General features: G+C 60.1%; 22 protein-coding genes. 13 read left to right on the plus strand and 9 right to left on the minus strand.

Annotated features, from left to right (window positions below; translation table 11 throughout):
- The first annotated feature begins 17 nt into the window (after positions 1–17).
- Together dgoD and AC4PS6_RS11220 are read left to right on the plus strand one after the other, a co-directional pair.
- A complete protein-coding gene (gene dgoD, locus AC4PS6_RS11215; protein ID WP_336827184.1) occupies positions 18–1,166 on the plus strand; it encodes a galactonate dehydratase in 1,149 nt (382 codons plus the stop codon).
- A gap of 161 nt (positions 1,167–1,327) precedes the next feature.
- Complete coding sequence (locus tag AC4PS6_RS11220) at positions 1,328–2,632, plus strand: MFS transporter (RefSeq protein ID WP_032872181.1); 1,305 nt, start codon at positions 1,328–1,330, stop codon at positions 2,630–2,632.
- 32 nt (positions 2,633–2,664) lie between these two features.
- On the opposite strand, the gene AC4PS6_RS11225 is transcribed toward AC4PS6_RS11220, so the two are convergent.
- The 3 genes from AC4PS6_RS11225 to trpB form a co-directional block, all read right to left on the minus strand.
- Positions 2,665–4,323, minus strand: a complete 1,659-nt coding sequence (locus AC4PS6_RS11225) for an FAD-binding oxidoreductase (protein ID WP_038448347.1) — start codon at positions 4,321–4,323, stop codon at positions 2,665–2,667.
- A gap of 184 nt (positions 4,324–4,507) precedes the next feature.
- On the minus strand, positions 4,508–5,317 hold the full coding sequence (gene trpA / locus AC4PS6_RS11230; protein WP_014716305.1) for a tryptophan synthase subunit alpha: 810 nt from the start codon (positions 5,315–5,317) through the stop codon (positions 4,508–4,510).
- On the minus strand, positions 5,317–6,543 hold the full coding sequence (gene trpB, locus AC4PS6_RS11235) for a tryptophan synthase subunit beta (RefSeq protein ID WP_014716306.1): 1,227 nt from the start codon (positions 6,541–6,543) through the stop codon (positions 5,317–5,319). The genes trpA and trpB overlap by 1 nt, the downstream gene beginning before the upstream one ends.
- 108 nt (positions 6,544–6,651) lie before the next feature.
- Between trpB and AC4PS6_RS11240 the strand changes: the two genes are divergently transcribed.
- A complete protein-coding gene (locus AC4PS6_RS11240) occupies positions 6,652–7,548 on the plus strand; it encodes a LysR family transcriptional regulator (RefSeq protein ID WP_336827183.1) in 897 nt (298 codons plus the stop codon).
- An 8-nt stretch (positions 7,549–7,556) separates the two neighbouring features.
- Here the strand turns inward: AC4PS6_RS11240 and AC4PS6_RS11245 are convergent, their stop codons facing one another.
- Positions 7,557–7,883: an ElaB/YgaM/YqjD family protein gene (locus AC4PS6_RS11245; RefSeq protein ID WP_003187304.1), complete on the minus strand. Its 327-nt coding sequence runs from the start codon at positions 7,881–7,883 to the stop codon at positions 7,557–7,559.
- A 157-nt stretch (positions 7,884–8,040) separates the two neighbouring features.
- Between AC4PS6_RS11245 and AC4PS6_RS11250 the strand changes: the two genes are divergently transcribed.
- Complete coding sequence (locus AC4PS6_RS11250) at positions 8,041–8,256, plus strand: dodecin (RefSeq protein ID WP_005783406.1); 216 nt, start codon at positions 8,041–8,043, stop codon at positions 8,254–8,256.
- Positions 8,257–8,372: 116 nt separating this feature from the next.
- A complete protein-coding gene (locus AC4PS6_RS11255) occupies positions 8,373–8,600 on the plus strand; it encodes a DUF1161 domain-containing protein (protein WP_014716308.1) in 228 nt (75 codons plus the stop codon).
- A gap of 137 nt (positions 8,601–8,737) precedes the next feature.
- Here the strand turns inward: AC4PS6_RS11255 and AC4PS6_RS11260 are convergent, their stop codons facing one another.
- Positions 8,738–9,739 (minus strand): LLM class flavin-dependent oxidoreductase, encoded by a 1,002-nt coding sequence (locus tag AC4PS6_RS11260; RefSeq protein ID WP_014716309.1) that lies wholly within the window; start codon positions 9,737–9,739, stop codon positions 8,738–8,740.
- Between the two features lie 218 nt (positions 9,740–9,957).
- Between AC4PS6_RS11260 and AC4PS6_RS11265 the strand changes: the two genes are divergently transcribed.
- Together AC4PS6_RS11265 and AC4PS6_RS11270 are read left to right on the plus strand one after the other, a co-directional pair.
- Entirely contained in the window at positions 9,958–10,389 is a 432-nt protein-coding gene (locus tag AC4PS6_RS11265) for an OsmC family protein (protein WP_003187311.1), read from the plus strand.
- Positions 10,390–10,601: 212 nt separating this feature from the next.
- A complete protein-coding gene (locus tag AC4PS6_RS11270) occupies positions 10,602–10,841 on the plus strand; it encodes a DUF1161 domain-containing protein (protein ID WP_020301418.1) in 240 nt (79 codons plus the stop codon).
- A 1-nt stretch (position 10,842) separates the two neighbouring features.
- Here AC4PS6_RS11270 and AC4PS6_RS11275 read toward each other — a convergent pair whose 3' ends face one another.
- A complete protein-coding gene (locus tag AC4PS6_RS11275; protein ID WP_014716310.1) occupies positions 10,843–11,265 on the minus strand; it encodes a PA0061/PA0062 family lipoprotein in 423 nt (140 codons plus the stop codon).
- A gap of 110 nt (positions 11,266–11,375) precedes the next feature.
- Here AC4PS6_RS11275 and AC4PS6_RS11280 point away from each other — a divergent pair, with 110 nt between their 5' ends.
- Positions 11,376–12,419, plus strand: a complete 1,044-nt coding sequence (locus AC4PS6_RS11280) for an aminopeptidase (RefSeq protein ID WP_014716311.1) — start codon at positions 11,376–11,378, stop codon at positions 12,417–12,419.
- 95 nt (positions 12,420–12,514) lie between these two features.
- Here the strand turns inward: AC4PS6_RS11280 and AC4PS6_RS11285 are convergent, their stop codons facing one another.
- On the minus strand, positions 12,515–13,174 hold the full coding sequence (locus AC4PS6_RS11285) for an HAD family hydrolase (protein ID WP_014716312.1): 660 nt from the start codon (positions 13,172–13,174) through the stop codon (positions 12,515–12,517).
- Entirely contained in the window at positions 13,171–13,713 is a 543-nt protein-coding gene (locus tag AC4PS6_RS11290; RefSeq protein WP_003187318.1) for a gamma carbonic anhydrase family protein, read from the minus strand. The genes AC4PS6_RS11285 and AC4PS6_RS11290 overlap by 4 nt, the downstream gene beginning before the upstream one ends.
- Positions 13,714–13,814: 101 nt before the next feature.
- Between AC4PS6_RS11290 and prlC the strand changes: the two genes are divergently transcribed.
- Together prlC and AC4PS6_RS11300 are read left to right on the plus strand one after the other, a co-directional pair.
- Positions 13,815–15,866: an oligopeptidase A gene (prlC, locus tag AC4PS6_RS11295; protein WP_014716314.1), complete on the plus strand. Its 2,052-nt coding sequence runs from the start codon at positions 13,815–13,817 to the stop codon at positions 15,864–15,866.
- Entirely contained in the window at positions 15,863–16,138 is a 276-nt protein-coding gene (locus AC4PS6_RS11300) for a YheV family putative zinc ribbon protein (protein ID WP_020301415.1), read from the plus strand. Before prlC ends, AC4PS6_RS11300 begins: the two co-directional genes overlap by 4 nt.
- Before the next feature lie 35 nt (positions 16,139–16,173).
- On the opposite strand, the gene AC4PS6_RS11305 is transcribed toward AC4PS6_RS11300, so the two are convergent.
- Positions 16,174–16,824, minus strand: coding sequence for a dual specificity protein phosphatase family protein (locus AC4PS6_RS11305; protein ID WP_073452753.1), 651 nt, complete (start codon positions 16,822–16,824; stop codon positions 16,174–16,176).
- Between the two features lie 275 nt (positions 16,825–17,099).
- On the opposite strand from AC4PS6_RS11305, the gene AC4PS6_RS11310 reads away from it, so the two are divergent.
- The 3 genes from AC4PS6_RS11310 to AC4PS6_RS11320 are packed head-to-tail and all read left to right on the plus strand — an operon-like array spanning position 17,100 to position 20,950.
- Entirely contained in the window at positions 17,100–17,852 is a 753-nt protein-coding gene (locus AC4PS6_RS11310; protein WP_014716317.1) for a gluconate 2-dehydrogenase subunit 3 family protein, read from the plus strand.
- 2 nt (positions 17,853–17,854) lie between these two features.
- Positions 17,855–19,639 carry a GMC family oxidoreductase gene (locus AC4PS6_RS11315; RefSeq protein ID WP_014716318.1) on the plus strand — a complete coding sequence of 595 codons (1,785 nt, stop codon included), beginning with the start codon at positions 17,855–17,857 and terminating at the stop codon, positions 19,637–19,639.
- A gap of 12 nt (positions 19,640–19,651) precedes the next feature.
- Positions 19,652–20,950: a cytochrome c gene (locus tag AC4PS6_RS11320; RefSeq protein WP_102665865.1), complete on the plus strand. Its 1,299-nt coding sequence runs from the start codon at positions 19,652–19,654 to the stop codon at positions 20,948–20,950.
- The last annotated feature ends 56 nt before the right edge of the window (positions 20,951–21,006 follow it).

Consider the following 21,006-nt stretch of genomic DNA (forward strand, 5'->3'; position numbering starts at 1 on the left):
TATAAGAGAGACAAGAGATGAAAATTACCAAACTGACGACCTTTATCGTTCCGCCGCGCTGGTGCTTCCTCAAGGTCGAAACCGACCAGGGTGTGACCGGCTGGGGCGAGCCGGTGGTCGAGGGCCGCGCTCACACGGTGGCCGCCGCCGTGGAAGAACTGTCCGACTACCTGATCGGCAAAGACCCACGCAATATCGAAGATATCTGGACCGTGCTCTATCGCGGCGGCTTCTACCGAGGCGGCGCGGTGCACATGAGCGCCCTCGCCGGTATCGACCAAGCGTTGTGGGACATCAAGGGCAAAGCCCTCGGTGTGTCGGTCAGCGATCTGCTGGGCGGCCAGGTGCGTGACAAGATTCGCGTGTACTCATGGATCGGCGGTGACCGCCCCGCCGACACCGCCCGTGCTGCCAAAGGGGCCGTAGCGCGTGGCTTCACGGCGGTAAAAATGAACGGCACCGAAGAATTGCAGTTCGTCGACAGCTTCGAAAAAGTCGACCTGGCCCTGGCCAACGTCGCTGCCGTGCGCGATGCGGTCGGCCCTAACGTGGGTATCGGCGTCGACTTCCATGGCCGCGTGCACAAGCCGATGGCCAAGGTGCTGATGAAAGAGCTCGACCCATACAAACTGATGTTCATTGAAGAGCCGGTGCTGAGCGAAAACTACGAAGCGCTGAAAGAACTGGCGCCGCTGACCAGTACGCCGATCGCCCTGGGCGAGCGCCTGTTCTCGCGCTGGGATTTCAAGCGGGTGCTCAGCGAAGGCTACGTCGACATCATTCAGCCGGACGCCTCCCACGCCGGTGGGATTACCGAAACCCGCAAGATCGCCAACATGGCCGAAGCCTACGACGTGGCCTTGGCCCTGCACTGCCCACTGGGCCCGATTGCCTTGGCGGCATGCCTGCAATTGGATGCGGTTTGCTACAACGCGTTTATCCAGGAGCAGAGCCTGGGTATTCACTACAACGAAAGCAATGATCTGCTCGACTACGTGCGAGACCCGGGCGTATTCGACTATGACCAGGGCTTTGTGAAGATCCCCAACGGCCCGGGGTTGGGCATTGAGATCAACGAGGAGTATGTGGTTGAGCGCGCGGCCATCGGCCATCGCTGGCGCAACCCGATCTGGCGCCATGCCGATGGCAGTTTTGCCGAGTGGTGATTTCCACTTGATTGAAACGCGCTAAAAATGTGGGAGCTGGCTTGCCTGCGATGGCGGTGGGCCAGTCACCGCAGCGGTGCCATTCATGCCGCCATCGCAGGCAAGCCAGCTCCCACATTGAGCGCGTTCCTTCCTCAACAAATATAAAAAGAGGCACCCCCATGCACCCTGAATCCCTCACCGGGCAGGCTTCTTTAGTCACGCCTAGCAGAAAGCGCTTTTTCATCATGGTGCTGCTGTTCATCACCGTGGTCATCAATTATCTCGACCGTAGCAACCTGTCGATTGCCGCGCCCGCGCTGACCAGCGAGCTGGGGATCGACCCGGTGCAAGTCGGGCTGATTTTCTCTGCCTTCGGCTGGACGTACGCGGCCATGCAAATCCCGGGTGGCTGGCTGGTAGATCGGGTGCCGCCGCGCATTCTATACACGGCCGCCCTGCTGCTGTGGTCGATTGCCACCGTGATGCTCGGTTTCGCCGCCAGCTTTATCGCGCTGTTTGTGCTGCGCATGGCCGTGGGTGCGTTGGAGGCACCGGCCTATCCCATCAACAGCCGTGTGGTCACCACCTGGTTTCCCGAGCGTGAGCGCGCCACGGCTATCGGCGTCTATACCTCCGGGCAATTCGTCGGCCTGGCGTTCCTCACCCCGGTGTTGGCGTGGCTGCAGCACCAGTACGGCTGGCACATGGTGTTTGTGGTAACCGGTGGCATCGGCATCCTGTGGGCGGCGATCTGGTATGCGGTGTATCGCGAGCCCAAGGATTTCAAAGGCGTCAACGAAGCCGAAGTCCAACTGATCCGCGACGGTGGCGGGCTGGTGGACATGCAGGCTAAAACCGTCAAGGCACCCTTCAGTTGGACCGACCTCGGCATCGTGCTGAGCAAGCGCAAGCTGTGGGGCATCTACCTGGGCCAGTTTTGCCTGAACTCCACGCTGTGGTTCTTCCTGACCTGGTTCCCGACGTACCTGGTGAAATATCGCGGCATGGACTTTATCCAGTCTGGCTTGCTGGCCTCCTTGCCGTTCCTGGCCGCGTTTGTGGGCGTGCTGTGTTCGGGGGTGTTTTCCGATTGGCTGATTCGGCGTGGGGCGTCAGTGGGCTTTGCGCGCAAGTTACCGATCATCAGCGGGCTGCTGATTTCCACGGCGATCATCGGGGCCAACTACGTGGAATCGACGGGGTGGGTCATCGCGTTTCTGGCGGTGGCGTTTTTCGGCAATGGCCTGGCGTCGATCACCTGGTCGTTGGTGTCGACCTTGGCGCCTGCCCGTCTGCTGGGGCTGACCGGCGGGGTGTTCAACTTCATTGGCAACCTGGCGGCGATTGCCACACCTATCGTGATTGGCTTTCTGGCCAGTGGCTCATCGTTTGCGCCGGCCATCACCTATATCGCGGTCTTGGCGTTGCTCGGTGCGCTTTCCTACATATTGCTGGTCGGCAAAGTCGAGCGGATCGAGCTGTAAAAAAGGCGACCTTCGGGTCGCCTTTTTTTGTTCTACGGCACCGACATCTCGTTGCGAAATATATTGTGCGGGTCCCAGCGCTGCTTGGTACGGCGCAAGCGGCTTTCGATCATCAGATCGGGAAAGAAGATTTTGTACCACTGGGGGTTTTTGCCGTTGGCCGGGTTACCTCCTTTGTAAGTCATGTCGAGGTCGGGATAATTGATGTAGCAGCCTTCGAACGCATCGTTGAGCGGCACGCCTTGAGCGTCGGCAAACGCGTTGAAGTACAGCCCCCGGATCCAGTCAGCATGGACTTGGTCCGCAGCGGCGCTGTCGCCGTGCCAGTAACATTGGGGTTGCCACTTGAGGAAGGACGAACGCTGGGCGGCCGACGACTCCTTGCGTACGGGCGCACTGGCGGCGTTGATCTGGCCGCCGAAGGACTGGATCTGGATCAGGCTTTGTGTCAGGTGGTTGTCTGGGTCTGGCCAGGTCAAGGCCCGCCAGATGGCCTCTAATACGTGAGGGCTGAATCCACCTTTCTGATAGGCCGATTTGTAGCGCCCACGCTGATTGTCTCCCGAACCATTCAATGTTTGCTGGCACGCCAGCCAATCCAGGCGCCGCGCCGCAGCCTGGGCGGATGACACTGAGTCGATGGGGCGCCCGCCGGCTGTGCCAGGCGGCAAATGGACCACATGAAACGGCACCAGCGACTCGGTGGCAGGTAAGCCGATGGCCGTGAGCATCTTGTCGACAAAATCATCGAAGGGCGCAAGGTCGTTCAGCTCACCCTCCTTGTCCACATAATGGATGCCCAGGGTGATATTGCCTGTGTGCTCGTGGCGCATTTCCAGTTTGGTCGCCAGGCCCCAGGTGTCCGGGTTGTTCTGATGGCTGGCAAACCATAGCTGGTAAGCCGCCAGCAGATTGTTCAGTGCATCCTGGGTCAGTACTGACCAATCCCATTCCAACACCAGCCACAGTACTTCTTTGGGGGCCGGTGGCAGGTCTTCGAAGTAATAGCTGGTGATAATGCCGAATTGCCCACCCCCCGCACCGCAGCACGCGGCGAACAGGTCCAATTCGTCCTGTTGCGTGCTGTCCCGGCTGACATGGCGCGGTTCGAGCCCTTTGCCTTGGCTGTCAGGCACCAGGATATCGACCCCGCTGAGCCAGTCACACACCAGTCCATACTTGCGCGACAGCAGCCCGTAGCCGCCACCACAAATGTGCCCGCCCAGGCCCACTGAGTAACATGAGCCGCCGGGCAGGGTTTTGTTGGCTTGCTTGTACAACGCGCTATAGCTGTCCCAGGCCTGGCTGCCGGCCTCGAGGCGAAAGCGGTAGCGAAAGGGCTGCGTGGGATTCAGCTCGGAACCGATCTGGCCGCTGGCATCGTAGACCACTCGGTTCAGCGCGCTGATATCCAGGATCGATAGCACCTCATGCGGGCTGTCGGGCATCTTGTTGGCGACAAACCCTTCGTAGCAATGACCGCCGCTGCGTACGGTGATGCGCCCATTGGGCAGGGCCAATGCCTGGGCGGCGGCGTCCATGATGTCTTGCGGGCTGCGGCACAGGTAAATCAGATTGGCGCCCTTGGTCGACGACTGGCCCTGCACGTTTCCCAAGGGCCAGCGCAGGTTGAAGCCTTTTTGTAGGGCTGAGTGACGACGGTCTGAAACCGTGACGAGATCAAATGCCATGATGTACTCCTTAAAGAGACAAGAATGACTTCTGATGCGGCTAACTTAACGACCGAGGGGCAAGGACTGCAGGACTTGCGAAGGTGGTTAGACGGCAAAGGGCACGAAGTGCGATAAAAAAGGAGGTGGGCGACATGCCCACCTCCTTTGAAGCCTAGCGTATGAGCTGCGGTCGTTGTGCAGTTTACTTGCGTGCGTTGCGAACACCTTCCGACAGCGCCGCGCACAGGGTCAGTACGCCGTCAATGGCTTGCTGGTCGTTCTTGGCCGTGGCGATGTGATCGATCAGCGCCGAACCCACTACCACCCCGTCTGCCAGGCGTGCGATGGCCGCTGCCTGGTCCGGTGTGCGGATACCAAAGCCGATGCTGATCGGCAGGTCGGTATGACGGCGCAGGCGGGTCACGGCTTCTTCGACGTGTTCCAGAGTGGCGGCGCCCGCCCCGGTAACACCGGCGACCGACACGTAATACACAAACCCGGAGCTGCCATTGAGCACAGTAGGCAGGCGCACATCATCGGTGGTCGGCGTGGTCAGGCGGATAAAGTCGATGCCTGCGGCCTGGGCCGGGTCGCACAGCTCGCCGTTGTGCTCGGGGGGCATGTCCACCACGATCAGGCCGTCGACGCCAGCTGCCTTGGCATCGGCAATGAACTGCGACACGCCATATTTATGGATCGGGTTGAAATAGCCCATCAACACCAGCGGCGTGTCGTTGTTGTCCTGGCGGAACTCGCGAACCATCTGCAGGGTTTTCAACAGGTTCTGTTTGGCGGCCAGCGCGCGGATATTGGCCAGTTGAATGGCCGGGCCGTCGGCCATCGGGTCGGTGAAGGGCATGCCCAGTTCGATCACGTCGGCGCCAGCGGCCGGCAAGCCCTTGAGGATCGCCAGCGAGGTGTCATAGCCGGGGTCGCCAGCGGTGACGAAGGTCACCAGGGCGGCGCGGTTTTGTTCTTTAAGTTGCGCAAAGCGCGTTTGCAGGCGGCTCATCAGTGTTTCTCCTGCTTGGACTGTTCCATATGGTGCATCACGGTCTGCATGTCTTTGTCGCCACGGCCCGAGAGATTGACCACCATCAGATGATCCTTGGGCAAGTTTGGCGCGCGCTTGAATACTTCAGCCAGGGCGTGGGCGCTTTCCAGGGCAGGAATGATCCCTTCCAGGCGGCAGCATTTGTGGAAGGCTTCCAGGGCTTCGTCGTCCGTTACCGAGGTGTATTGGACGCGGCCAATGTCATGCAACCAGGCGTGTTCCGGGCCGATGCCGGGGTAGTCCAGGCCTGCGGAAATCGAGTGGGCGTCGATGATCTGGCCGTCGTCGTCCTGCAGCAGGAAGGTGCGATTGCCGTGCAGCACGCCCGGGACGCCGCCGTTGAGGCTGGCGGCGTGCTTGCCGGTTTCGATGCCATGGCCTGCGGCTTCAACGCCGATGATCTCGACGCTGGTGTCATCCAGGAACGGGTGGAACAGGCCCATGGCGTTGGAACCGCCGCCGATGCACGCCACCAGGCTGTCCGGCAGGCGGCCTTCCTGGGCTTGCAGCTGGGTGCGGGTTTCCTTGCCGATCACTGCCTGGAAGTCGCGCACCATCGCCGGGTATGGGTGTGGGCCGGCCACGGTGCCGATCAGGTAGAAGGTGCTGTCGACGTTGGTGACCCAGTCGCGCAGGGCTTCGTTCATGGCGTCTTTGAGGGTGCCGGTGCCGGCGACCACGGGGATGACCTCGGCGCCCAGCAGCTTCATGCGAAACACGTTGGCCTGCTGGCGCTCGATGTCAGTGGTGCCCATGTAGATCACGCATTGCAGGCCAAAGCGCGCCGCCACAGTTGCGGTGGCCACGCCGTGCATGCCGGCGCCGGTCTCGGCGATGATGCGTTTTTTGCCCATGCGCCGGGCCAGCAGGATCTGGCCGATGCAGTTGTTGATCTTGTGCGCGCCGGTGTGGTTGAGCTCTTCGCGCTTGAGGTAGATCTTGGCGCCGCCGCAGAACTCGGTGAGGCGTTCGGCAAAGTACAGCGGGCTTGGGCGTCCGACATAATCGCGCTGAAAGTAGGCCAATTCTTCGTTAAACGCCGGATCTACCTTCGCCGCTTCGTATTCACGGGCCAGGTCGAGAATCAACGGCATCAGGGTTTCAGCGACGTAGCGGCCGCCGAACGCACCAAACAGGCCGTTGGCGTCGGGGCCGTTGCGTAGATCGGTCTGGGACTGAGTCATGGGACGCTCCAGGAAAAATGTGTTTAAAGGCAATGACGGTCACTCTACTCGTGACGCCCTGGCCTGAAAACCGATAAGATCGCCGTAACCTGTCAGGAAAACTCACAGATGAGTCGTAATCTCCCGCCCTTTAATGCCCTGCGCGCTTTTGAAGCCACTGCTCGCCTTAACAGCGTCAGCCAGGCTGCGCAGCTATTGCACGTGACCCACGGTGCTGTCAGCCGGCAGTTGAAAGTACTGGAGGAGCATTTGGGCGTGAGCCTGTTCGTCAAGGATGGACGCGGCATTAAACTCACAGATGCTGGCGTCAGGCTACGAGATGCCAGCAGCGAGGCTTTTGAGCGGTTGCGCGACGTGTGCGCCGAACTCACCCAACGCGGCGCTGATGCGCCCTTCGTTCTTGGCTGTTCAGGCAGCTTGCTGGCGCGTTGGTTTATCCCTCGGCTGGGGCGGTTGAATGCCGACTTGCCGGATTTACGCCTGCACCTGTCGGCGGGCGAAGGCGATCTGGACCCGCGCCGTCCGGGGCTGGATGCCCTGCTGGTATTCGCTGAGCCGCCTTGGCCGGCGGACATGCAAGTGTATGAATTGGCCAGCGAGCGTATCGGCCCGGTCTTGAGCCCCCGCTTCGCCGGTTTTGAACACCTGCGTCAGGCCCCAGCGTCGGAACTGCTGGAGCAACCCTTGCTTCACACCACTTCAAGGCCGCAAGCCTGGCCCAGTTGGGCACGGCAACACGGCATCGAACCCGGTGCGCTGAAGCTCGGCCAGGGGTTTGAGCATTTGTATTATTTACTGGAAGCGGCGGTTGCCGGCTTGGGAGTGGCAATTGCGCCAGAACCGCTGGTGGCAGAGGACCTGCGAGCGGGTCGCCTGGTGGCGCCGTGGGGGTTCAGTGAAACCCCGGCGCACCTGGCGTTGTGGCTACCCAAGCGCGCCGCAGACGGGCGCGCCGGGCAGTTGGCGCAATGGCTCAAGGCTGAGCTGTTGCGTCAACCGGTGTAACCGGTCAATCAGTCACCGCGCTTGCACAGCAGGTAAGCCGCCAGCAGGCCCAGCGCGCCCACGGCGACGCCAGCGGTCGTCCATGGGTGCTCTTGTGCGTAGTCACGGGTGGCAGCGCTGGTTTCGCGGATTTTGACTTTGCTTTCTTCGTAGGCGTCGCTGATCAGATGGCGAGAGTGCTTGAGCGCGTTCTCGGCATTGCTCTTCAAGGCCTTCAGCGTTTTGCGCGACTCATCGGACGCGTCGTCCTTGAGGCTCTCCAGAGATTTGAGCAGGCTCGAAATCTCGGCTTCCATGCTTTCCAGCGACGCTTTGCGTAAAGAAGTGTTGGCCATGTGGACATCTCCTGAAGTGATTGAGTGGCGTGTGTAGATACCGACTGCGCCGGTTTCAGAAAGTGCAGTAATTCTGAACTTTCGCCTCCCAACGGTCGCCTGAAGCAGTACGCACATTCGCTGCTAGTCTTGATTGACGACCTAAAGGAGAAACGCCATGAGTGATCATCACACGTACAAGAAAGTCGAACTGGTAGGCTCTTCCACCACCAGCATCGAAGACGCGATCAACAATGCCCTGGCCGAAGCCAACAAGAGCATCAAGCATCTGGAATGGTTTGAGGTGACCGAAACCCGTGGTCACATCAAGGATGGCAAGGCTGCGCACTTCCAGGTCACGCTCAAAGTGGGATTCCGCATTGCCAGTAGTTGATCGGCAGAGTTGAACTTTGCCCGCTGGCCGATTGCCATAACCTGCGCTACAAACAACGGGTGCCGACGCGATGAGCGTCGGCACGCTCTTTTTGATCAGCGCAAGGAAAGTAACGGATGAAGAAGTTTCTGTTAGCGGTAGGGTTGTTGAGCATTGCGGGTACCGCTATGGCGGCGGGCAAGCCTTGTGAAGAGCTGAAAAGCGAAATCGCAGCGAAAATCGACGCCAAGGGTGCTTCGGGGTATTCGCTGGAAGTGGTGGACAAAGGTGCTACGCCAAGTGACCACACAGTAGTTGGCACCTGCGAAGGTGGCACCAAGGAAATTGCCTACAAGCGCGGCTAACCTCGTGCTGTATAAGCGACGCACCTGTGGCGAGGGAGCTTGCTCCCGCTGGGCTGCGTAGCGGCCCCAAAAAAATGGGAGCGCTGCGCACTCCAGCGGGAGCAAGCTCCCTCGCCACAGGTATATCGTTTTACCATTCAGCCCTTCATCACTTGTGCGAGCAGCTCGTAGGAATGAATCCGGTCGGCGTGCTCATACAGGTCACTGGTAAAAATCAGCTCATCAGCGCCGGTCTGCTCGATCAACACCTCCAGCTTGCCGCGAATCTTCGCCGGGCTGCCCACCATGGCCAGGCCGAGGAAGCTGCCCACCGCGTCTTTTTCGTGAGGCAACCACAGGCCGTCCATGGTTTTTACTGGAGGGCGCTGCACCAGGCTCTGGCCGCGCATCAACGCGAGAATACGCTGGTACACCGAGGTGGCCAGGTAATCGGCCTGCTCATCGGTGTCCGCGGCCACCAGCGGAATGCCGAGCATCACGTAGGGCTTGTCCAGCACCGCCGAAGGCTTGAAGTGATTGCGGTACACGCGAATTGCTTCGTGCATCAGGCGCGGCGCGAAATGGGAGGCGAAGGCGTAAGGCAAGCCACGCTCACCGGCCAATTGCGCGCTGAACAGGCTTGAACCCAGCAGCCACACTGGCACATTGGTGCCGGTCCCCGGTACCGCGATAACCCGTTGGTCGGGCGTACGCGGGCCCAAGTAGGCCATCAGCTCGGCCACATCTTCGGGGAAGTCATCGGCACTGCCGGAGCGTTCACGGCGTAGGGCGCGGGCGGTCATCTGGTCGGAACCGGGGGCGCGCCCCAGGCCCAGGTCGATACGGCCAGGGTAGAGGCTTTCCAGGGTGCCGAACTGCTCGGCGATCACCAGTGGCGCGTGGTTAGGCAGCATCACCCCGCCGGAACCCACGCGAATGGTCGAGGTGCCGCCTGCCAGGTAACCGAGCAGTACCGAGGTAGCCGAACTGGCGATACCGTCCATATTGTGGTGCTCGGCTACCCAGAAACGGTGGTATCCGAACTTCTCCACATGCTGGGCCAGGTCCAGGGAATTGCGCAGGGACTGCGCCGGGTTGCCGTCGGCGCGCACGGGCACGAGGTCAAGGGTCGAGAATTTTACGTCGGACAGCGATTTCATAAGCCTGCTTCTCCAATTGGGCGCACAGGCTTTTTTAAACGAGCCAAAACCTGCCGCTGCATGTGCATACCCTATGCAATGAGGGCATATACCCGAGATTCAATAGTAACCGCCAAATTTCCTACTTAATCACTAGGTTTTTCTTACAAGTGAACTTTGCCGCGGCGTCTATCCTCAGAACCCTTACCGACGCAAAACCACCGTTCGAGGAGAAAGCTATGAGTATCGTTAAAAAGGCATCCGCGCATTGGGAAGGTGACCTGAAGACTGGCCTGGGCTCCATTTCCACGGAAACCGGCGTGCTGCGCGAAGCGCCCTACGGCTTCAAGGCCCGCTTCGAGGGCGGCAAGGGTACCAACCCTGAAGAATTGATCGGCGCGGCTCACGCCGGCTGTTTCTCCATGGCGTTTTCCATGATTCTTGGCGACGCCGGGCTCAAGGCTGACAGTATCGACACCCAGGCCGAAGTGACCCTGGACCAGGTCGAGGGCGGCTTTGCGATTACAGCAGTGCATCTGATCCTGAAGGCCAAAATTCCAGGCGCGAGCCAGGCGCAGTTCGATGAACTGAGCAAAAAGGCCAAGGAAGGATGCCCGGTGTCCAAGGTGCTGAATGCAACCATCACCTTGGATGCCACGCTGGTCAACTGACACAGCAGTCATCTTGTGTGGGAGCGGGCTTGCTCGCGAATGCGGTGGATCAGCCGATATCTTCGGTGCCTGATACTGCGTATTCGCGAGCAAGCCCGCTCTCACATTTTTGGTGCTGCGTTAAATTAGAACTCGTGTTTGCAAAATGTGGTCGAATAGCCCATGCAGCCTAGGCGCACACTCGTGCGCAGCGCATTCAGGGAGCTCCACACATGAAACGTTTTGCCTTGGCAATCATCTGCGGTGTATTGGCCACTTCGGCCGTGGCCGCGCCAAAAGATTGTGAAGAGCTCAGGAAAGAAATCGAAGTGAAGATCCAGGCCAAGGCGATTCCGTCCTACACCCTGGAAATCATCACCGCCGAAGAAGCCAAGAACCATGACGAAGCCATGATTGTCGGCTCATGCGAAAGCGGCACCAAGCGCATCATCTATCAAAAGAACAACGACTGATTCAGATGCAGTTCACGCTGCGCTCTTCGGCCAATAGCTGGCGGGTTGAGTCGTACAGCCGGATGTTGGGCGTGAACGCCAGTGATCGCCCTTCCAGCACATAGTGCTGGCCGGCCTGAAAGTGGTCGTACTGCAGCGTCATGAAGCAGGTGCGATACATCATCTGGCTGAGGCCACCCAGGCCGCCGCCGGCGGGCACTTCAAAGTCAAAGCGCACCATCAGCTCGTGAGGGCCGGGAGGCATTTGAAAAAAGCGCCCGTCGTCGAGGTTTTTCCCGTCCAGGCGCTGAGCCATCACCAACTTGGAACCCGGTGTCGGCGTGGTGAAATCCACCCAGGCCTGCTGCGGGTCCACAGGGGGGATGGGGGTATAGGCGCAAGCGCTGAGGAACACAGCGGCGAGGGGAAGCACAAGCTGGCGCATGGCAGGTACTCAACACGAAGAGAGGCTTGAGTATAAACACGCCATGCCGTGGAAAAATCCCCTGCAAGCGCGATAGTCTGGCGAACCCATCATCCAGGAGCAGTCAGGGCATGATCAGGCGTTTTCTTCCAGGGCTGATGGTTGTGCTGCTCAGCGGCTGCTCCAGTGTCAGTTATTACAGCCAGTTGGCGAGCGGCCAGTGGCAGCTGTTGCGGGCCCGGGAGCCGGTTGCCGAGGTCATCGCCGACCCTGCTCGCCCGCCAGTGCTGCGCGAGCATCTGGCTCAATCGCAGAGAGCCCGAACCTTTGCCAGTGAACAGCTGCATCTGCCTGACAACCAAAGTTATCGGCTGTATGCCGATATCGGCCGGCCCTATGTGGTCTGGAATGTCTTTGCCACGCAGGAATTTTCTCTGTCACCACAGAACCATTGCTTTCCCATCGCCGGTTGCGTCGCCTATCGCGGCTACTACAACCAAGGCGCTGCGCGGGGCGAGGCGGCGCTGTTGCGGCAGCAGGGCATGGATGTGTCGATTGGTGGCGTGGAGGCCTATTCCACCCTGGGCTGGTTCAACGACCCGATCATGAGTTCGATGATGAGCTGGGGCGATGAGCGCCTCGCCACGCTGATCTTCCATGAGCTGGCCCACCAGCGCTTCTACGTGAAAGACGACACCGAGTTCAACGAGTCCTATGCCAGTTTTGTCGAGCAGGAAGGCACCCGACAATGGCGTGCGGCGCGGGGCCTGGCGCCTGTCGGCGATGCGGCGTTGAAGCAACGCGATCAATTTATCCGGCTGATTCTCGATACCCGCAAACGTCTGGAGGCGTTGTACGCGCAGCCGTTGGCGGCGGACGCCATGCGCCGGGCCAAAGCGGCGCAATTCGAGCAGTTGCGTAGCGAATACCGGCACCTGCGCGATAGCCAATGGGGTGGTGACAAGCGTTATGACGCCTGGATCAACCAGCCGATGAATAACGCGCGGCTTTTGCCGTTTGGGTTGTATGACCAATGGGTGCCGGCGTTTGCGGCGTTGTTTGCGCGGGAAGGCGGCGATTGGGTGAGGTTTTATGCGGCGGTGGAGAAGTTGGGTGAGCTGCCGGTGGAGCAGCGTAAGGCGGCGTTGAGGCAGTTGGAGAGGGTTGGCCGTTAGGGCCTTATCGCAGGCAAGCCAGCTCCCACAGTTGACCGATTTTCAACATGAGAATGCGGTCAACTGTGGGCGCTGGCTTGCCTGCGAAAGCGGTCTCAAGGACGCTGCAAAAACGCCTGATGCATCTGGTCCAACGTCTCGAAATGCCAGGTTGGCGCCTCGGCATTCAGCTCTTCAAAACTACCAAACCCATACCCCACGGCGACCGAATCCAGCCCATTACTGCGTGCCCCGATCAGGTCATGCTTGCGATCACCGATCATCAGGGTGGTGGCTGGGTCCAGCCTTTCCTCACGCATCAAATGCGCGATCAATTCGACCTTGTTGGTGCGCGTACCGTCCAGTTCGCTGCCGTAGATCACCTTGAAGTGCTTGGCAAAGTCGAAATGTCGCGCAATCTCGCGGGCAAATTCCCACGGTTTGGAGGTGGCGATGTACAGCTGGCGCCCTTGGCTGTTCAACTCTTCCAACAACGGCATGACCCCGTCGAACACGCGGTTTTCATACAGTCCGGTAACCTTGAAGCGCTCGCGGTAGAAATTCACCGCCTCCCATGCCTTGGCCTCGTCGAAGGCGTAAAACTGCATGAACGCCTGCAACAAGGGCGGGCCGATGAAGTGTTCGAGCTTGGTCAGGTCGGGCTCATCAATGCCCAGTTTGGCCAGGGCGTACTGGATCGAACGGGTAATGCCCTCGCGCGGGTCGGTGAGGGTGCCGTCCAGGTCGAACAGGACGGTGGGGTGATGCAGGGTCATTGATCGAATCCTTCGGCCAGGTGCAGGTCTTTGAGCTTCACGTAGTTCGCCGCGCTGTAGGTGAAAAAGGCGCGCTCTTTGTCAGTCAATGCGCGAACCTGCTTAACCGGGCTGCCCACATACAAAAAACCGCTGTCGAGTTTCTTGCCTGGCGGCACCAGGCTGCCGGCACCGATGATCACGTCGTCTTCAACCACGGCGCCATCCATCACGATGCTGCCCATGCCGATCAGGACGCGGCTACCTACGGTGCAGCCATGCAGCATGACCTTATGGGCGATGGTCACATCGTCGCCGATCAGCAACGGGTAACCCTGCGGATTGAACGGCCCGGCATGGGTAATGTGCAGCACACAGCCGTCTTGCACGCTGGTGCGCGCACCGATGCGGATGCGGTGCATGTCGCCGCGAATCACGGTCAGCGGCCAAACCGAGCTGTCAGTGCCGATTTCGACATCGCCGATCACCACCGCCGAAATATCGACAAACGCCCCGGCGCCGAGGGTTGGCGTGTGGTTCTGATAGGTGCGAAGGGTCACGATAGCCTCTCTCTGTTGTGCTGATAGCTGCGGTGGGTGTTGATTGTAATTAAGATGGCCCCATCTTTGTTCTACATGTTTCTTCAGCCAAGGTGCCCACCGTGAGCGCGAACAACCCGCTTTTGCAGTCCTACGACCTGCCGCCGTTCTCGGCGATCCGTGCCGAGCACGTCCAGCCGGCCATCGAACAGATCCTCGCCGACAACCGCGTGGCAATCGCAGAGATCCTGCAAAGCCAGGGTAAAAATCCGACGTGGGCCGGCCTGGTCCTGGCCATGGATGAACTCAATGATCGCCTCGGCGCGGCCTGGAGCCCGGTCAGCCATCTCAATGCCGTGTGCAACAGCGCCGAACTGCGCGAAGCCTACGAGGCGTGCCTGCCGGCCTTGAGCGCTTACTCCACCGAAATGGGCCAGAACCGTGAGCTGTTCCAGGCCTTCGAAGCCCTGGCCAACAGCCCGGAAGCTGCCGGTTTCGATGTGGCACAAAAAACCATTCTGGAGCACTCCCTGCGTGACTTCCGCCTGTCGGGTATCGACTTGCCGCCGGAGCAGCAAAAACGCTACGCCGAGGTACAGAGCAAGCTATCCGAGCTGGGCAGCAAATTCTCCAACCAGTTGCTGGACGCCACCCAGGCCTGGACCAAACACGTCACCGATGAAGCCACCCTCGCCGGCCTGACCGATTCGGCCAAGGCGCAAATGGCCGCCGCCGCTCAGGCCAAGGGCCTCGACGGCTGGCTGATCACCTTGGAATTCCCCAGCTACTACGCCGTCATGACCTACGCCCAGGACCGTGCCCTGCGTGAAGAGGTGTACGCCGCCTACTGCACCCGTGCCTCGGACCAAGGCCCGAATGCCGGTCAGAACGATAACGGCCCGGTGATGGAACAGATCCTCGACCTGCGTCAGGAACTGGCCCAATTGCTGGGTTATGCGTCGTTCTCCGAGCTGAGCCTGGCCACCAAGATGGCCGAGTCCAGCGACCAGGTGCTCAGCTTCCTGCGTGACCTGGCCAAGCGCAGCAAGCCGTTTGCCGCCCAGGACCTGCAGCAACTCAAGGCCTATGCCGCCGAGCAAGGCTGCGCCGATCTGCAAAGCTGGGACAGCGGTTTCTACGGCGAAAAACTGCGTGAGCAGCGCTACAGCGTGTCCCAGGAAGCGCTACGCGCCTACTTCCCCATCGACAAAGTGCTGGGCGGCCTGTTTGCCATTGTGCAGCGCCTGTACGGCATCGAGATCGCCGAGCTTAAAGGCTTCGACACCTGGCACCCGGATGTGCGCTTGTTCGAGATCAAGGAGAACGGCGAGCACGTCGGACGTTTCTTCTTCGACCTGTACGCCCGCGCCAACAAGCGTGGCGGTGCCTGGATGGATGGCGCCCGTGACCGCCGCCGTACCGTTGATGGCGTGCTGCAAAGCCCCGTCGCCAACCTGGTGTGCAACTTCACTCCGGCCGACAGCGGCAAGCCTGCCCTGCTGACCCACGATGAAGTCACCACCCTGTTCCACGAATTCGGCCATGGCCTGCATCACCTGCTCACCCGCGTGGAACATGCCGGCGTATCCGGTATCAACGGTGTGGCGTGGGACGCGGTGGAACTGCCGAGCCAATTCATGGAGAACTGGTGCTGGGAGCCTGAAGGCCTGGCGCTGATCTCCGGCCACTACGAAACCGGCGAGCCCCTGCCCCAGGACTTGCTGGAGAAAATGCTCGCGGCGAAAAATTTCCAGTCCGGCCTGATGATGGTGCGTCAGCTGGAGTTCTCACTGTTCGACTTTGAACTGCACGCCACCCATGGCGATGGTCGCAGTGTGGCCCAGGTGCTTGAAGGCGTGCGCGATGAAGTCTCGGTCATGCGCCCACCGGCCTACAACCGCTTCCCCAACAGCTTCGCTCACATTTTCGCCGGCGGTTATGCGGCGGGCTACTACAGCTACAAGTGGGCGGAAGTGCTGTCGGCGGATGCGTTCTCCAAGTTTGAGGAAGACGGCGTGCTCAACGCCCAGACCGGGCGTGCCTTCCGTGAAGCCATCCTGGCGCGTGGCGGTTCCCAGGCACCGATGGTGCTGTTCGTCGACTTCCGCGGACGCGCGCCGTCGATTGACGCACTCTTGCGCCACAGCGGCCTGAGTGAGGACGCAGCAGCATGAGTGAAGGGCCTGTGATCACCAAAAAGCAATTTATCGCCGGGGCGGTCTGCCCGGCGTGCAGCGAGCCGGACAAGTTGAAGATGTGGACCGAAGACAGCGTGCCGCACCGCGAATGCGTGGCCTGCGGGTATACCGATACGCTGAATGATCAAGGCCTGTCGGTGCCCAAGGAATTGGGCACTAGGGTCAATACCACCGCGTTGAAAGCGCCGGCGGATCCTAAAGTGCAGGCAGTGCAGTTCTTCCCGAACCCGAAGCTGAAAAAAGACTAAAACCGCACTCACTGTAGGAGCGAGCAAGCTCGCTCCTACAATTTTTTCTCTTGCTGGCCCGTTGTGGTGATCCAGTCTTTCATTGAGCACAACGCAAAGGCGCTGGTGCTGCAATCCCCATTCGCCAAAGCTGTACGCAACTTGTCAACATCAGCTTTTATCATGTAGCGAACGCCGTCCTTGAAACCATTGCTGCTGCCAAAGCCGCCCAAGGTCATTTCGTTCAGCGCGTCCTCCTTGCTCCACCCTTGAACCACCACCCGATACATCGCTGCCATCAGGCCGGTGCGGTCGGCGCCGTGCTTGCAATGCATCAACACCGGGCCATCGGCCTCTGCTGCCTGAATCGCCCTGATCGCCGCCAGCACGTCGGCATCGTCGACGTGGTTGGTGCGATAACTCAACTGCACCTGTTTGATATCAGATGATTGGAGCCACTGCGCATCAGATTCCGGCAGGAAGTTGATGACCGTAGCGATCTTTAGCGTGTGCAACAGCGGCAGCGCACGCTCGTCCGGCAATGCACTGCGATAGAGCGTGGGTGTCATTTGATGCAGGTTGTATTGGTTACCCACCGGCTGGGCCCATTCCGGTGAGCGGATCGACGCAGCCTCATCGGCTTGTACGGTGTTGAGCAGGCTCATGAGCGCCAGGCCGAGAGCGAGCAGTATGCGTGTGTTGAACATGAACGTTGTGACCGAGCGAGGAAGTGGTTGATGGGCCACAGGCTCACTCACGGCGGGTCAATAAGGCGTGAGGTTCGCGTCAAAGAATCGTGATACTTGCTATCTGATCCGGTGTTTTTGTCGCCGAATTGACGCCTCTGAATTCTTAGCCTGCTATCATTTGTAACTAATGTTTGCCATTGTGCTGTATCTGCTTGGATCCAATTAGCCGCAAAGCCTTCACGCTGCTCCCAGAAGCGGCGGATAAACCCGTGACCACATGATGAGGTGTACCTATGTCTGATCAAGATCAAGACAACCCCCGGCGTGACTTTTTACGCAAATCCTTGACCTTGATCCCGGTGGTCACGGTTGCCAGCACTGGCCTTGGCGGTTCGATGTTGATGGCCACTCCGGCACCGGCCCAGGCCGAGCCGGCCAAACCTGCGGCGAGCGATAAAGCCTATGAGCCGAGCTATTTCACGGCCGAGGAATGGGCGTTTATCAACGCCGCCGTCGAGCGCTTGATTCCCGCTGACGCCCAGGGACCCGGTGCCTTGGAGGCTGGCGCGCCGGAATACATCGACCGCCAGATGAACACCCCTTACGCCAGTGGCGCTCTGTGGTTCATGCAAGGCCCGTTCAATGCCGATGCGGCGCCGGAGATGGGCTGGCAGAGCAAATTGGTGCCCAAGGAGATCTATCGCCTGGGTATTGCTGCGACGGATGCCTGGTCGAAAGCGTTCAACGGTAAAGCTTTTGCTGCGCAAGACAGCGCTACCCGAGACGATATGCTCAGGCGTCTGGAGGCTGGCGGCAGCGAAGTGGCGGCGCATTTCGATGCCGTGCCGCCCAAGATGTTCTTCAACCTTTTGCTGCAAAACACCAAGGAAGGCTTCTTCTGCGACCCTATCCACGGCGGTAATAAAGGCATGGTCGGCTGGACCATGATCGGCTTCCCCGGCGCCCGCGCCGACTTCATGGATTGGGTGGAACGCAACGAGCAATACCCCTTCCCGGCTGTTTCCATTCGCGGCGAGAGGGCGTAAACGTGGCGACCATCATGAAGAAAGTGGATGCAGTGATTGTGGGCTTCGGCTGGACGGGCGCGATCATGGCCAAAGAGCTGACAGAAGCGGGCCTCAACGTGGTAGCGCTGGAGCGCGGCCCGATGCAGGACACTTACCCAGACGGCAACTATCCCCAGGTCATCGACGAACTGACCTACAGCGTGCGTAAGAAGCTGTTCCAGGACATCTCCAAAGAAACGGTGACCATTCGCCACAGCGTGAATGACGTTGCCCTGCCCAATCGCCAGTTGGGCGCATTCCTGCCGGGTAACGGTGTTGGTGGTGCGGGGCTGCACTGGTCGGGCGTGCATTTTCGCGTCGACCCGATTGAGCTGCGCATGCGCAGCCATTACGAAGAGCGCTACGGGAAGAACTTCATTCCCAAGGACATGACCATCCAGGACTTCGGCGTCAGCTATGAAGAGCTGGAGCCGTTTTTCGATTATGCGGAAAAAGTCTTTGGCACCTCCGGGCAAGCCTGGACGGTCAAGGGCCAACTGGTCGGCGAGGGCCGTGGCGGCAACCCCTACGCGCCGGATCGCTCCAACCCGTTCCCGCTTGCGGCGCAGAAAAATACCGTCTCCGCCCAGCTGTTTCAGAAAGCGGCGACCGACGTAGGTTACAAACCTTACAACCTGCCTTCGGCCAACACGTCGGGGCCGTACACCAACCCCTACGGTGCGCAGATGGGCCCGTGCAACTTCTGCGGTTTTTGCAGTGGCTACGTGTGCTACATGTATTCCAAAGCCTCGCCGAACGTGAACATCCTGCCGGCCTTGCGCCAGGTGCCCAACTTCGAGCTGCGGCCCAATTCCCACGTGCTCAAGGTCAACCTCGACAGCACCAAGAAGAAAGCCACCGGCGTGACCTACATCGACGCCCAGGGCCGCGAATGTGAACAACCGGCCGACCTGGTGATTCTTGGCGCATTCCAGTTCCATAACGTGCGCCTGATGCTGCTGTCGGGCATCGGCAAGCCCTACGACCCGATTACCAACGAGGGTGTGGTAGGCCGCAACTTCGCCTACCAGAACATGGGCACCATCAAGGCGTTCTTCGACAAGGACACCCACACCAACAACTTTATCGGCGCGGGCGGCAATGGCGTGGCCATCGACGACTTCAACGCCGACAACTTTGACCATGGCCCCCATGGCTTTGTGGGGGGGTCGCCGATGTGGGTCAACCAGGCGGGCAGCCGGCCGATTGCCGGTACGTCCAACCCGCCGGGCACCCCGGCGTGGGGCAGTGCCTGGAAGCGCGCCACCGCCGATTACTACACCCATCAAGTCTCAATGGATTCTCACGGTGCCCATCAGTCCTACCGCAGCAACTACCTGGATCTGGACCCGGTTTACCGCGATGCCTACGGCCTGCCGCTGCTGCGCATGACCTTCGACTGGCAAGAAAACGACATCAAGATGAACCGCTTCATGATGGAAAAAATGGGCAAAGTGGCCCAGGCCATGAACCCCAAGGCCATCGCCGTGCTGGGTAAAAAGGTCGGTGAGCATTTCAATACCGCCTCCTACCAGACCACCCACCTCAACGGTGGCGCGATCATGGGTACCGACCCGAAAACCAGTGCGTTGAACCGCTACTTGCAGAGCTGGGATGTGCACAACGTCTTCGTCCCTGGTGCTTCCGCTTTCCCACAAGGCTTGGGCTACAACCCTACCGGCCTGGTGGCAGCGTTGACCTATTGGTCGGCTCGCGCGATTCGCGAGCAGTACCTCAAAAACCCCGGCCCACTGGTTCAGGCATAAGGAGCGATGACCATGAAAGCATTCGTTATTGCCTCCCTGGCGCTGTTCAGCAGCTGCTCGATCAGCGCTGCCGAAACCGATCTGATCAAACAGGGTGAATACCTGGCGCGGGCCGGCGACTGTGTTGCCTGCCATACCGCCAAGGGTGGCAAGCCCTTCGCTGGCGGCCTGCCGATGGAAACACCGATTGGCGTGATCTATTCCACCAACATCACCCCGGACAAGACCGGCCTGGGCGACTACAGCTTCGAGGATTTCGACAAGGCCGTGCGCCATGGCGTCGCCAAGAACGGTAGTACGCTTTACCCGGCGATGCCCTACCCGTCTTACGCGCGCGTCAGCGACAGCGATATGCAAGCGTTGTATGCGTACTTCATGAAGGGGGTCGAACCGGTCGCCCAGGAAAACAAGGACAGCGATATACCCTGGCCCCTGAGCATGCGTTGGCCGTTGGCGGCCTGGCGCTGGATGTTTGCCCCGGCAGTCGAGGCGCATCAGCCGCAAGCCGCTGCCGACCCGGTGATCGATCGCGGTGCCTACCTGGTGGAAGGTCTCGGGCATTGCGGCGCCTGCCATACGCCGCGTGCCCTGACCATGCAGGAAAAAGCCCTGAGTGCCACGGACGGCAGCGCCTTCCTCTCTGGCAGTGCGCCATTGGAAGGCTGGATTGCCAAAAGCCTGCGCGGCGACCACAAGGACGGTCTCGGCAGCTGGAGCGAGGAGCAGTTGGTGCAGTTCCTCAAGACCGGTCGCAGCGACCGCAGTGCGGTGTTCGGCGGCATGAGTGATGTGGTCGTGCACAGCATGCAGTACATGTCCCAAGAGGACCTGACCGCTATCGCTCGTTACCTCAAGAGCCTGCCGGCTGTCGATCCCAAGGATCAGCCGCACCAGTACGACAAACAGGTAGCGCAAGCATTGTGGAAGGGGGACGACAGCAAGCCGGGTGCGTCGGTGTACATCGACAACTGCGCGGCCTGCCACCGTACCGACGGCCATGGCTATACGCGGGTGTTCCCGGCGCTGGCGGGCAACCCGGTGTTGCAGACGGCAGATGCCACGTCGTTGATCAACATTGTGTTGAACGGCGGCACCTTGCCGGCCACCCATGCGGCGCCGTCAACCTTCACCATGCCGGCGTTTGCCTGGCGTCTGTCGGACCAGGAAGTGGCGGATGTGGTCAGTTTTATCCGTGGCAGTTGGGGCAACCAGGGCGCACCGGTCAAGGCGAGCGATGTGGCGGATCTGCGCAAAAACGATCTGCACACCACCTCGGGCGATGACCTGGGGCAGGTGACGCAAAAGCACTGATAAGTTCGCTGGCCGCCCAACGGCACTGGTCAGAAGCTTCGCGCCTCGATACTGTA

Source organism: Pseudomonas sp. DW-iso17, assembly GCF_058725345.1.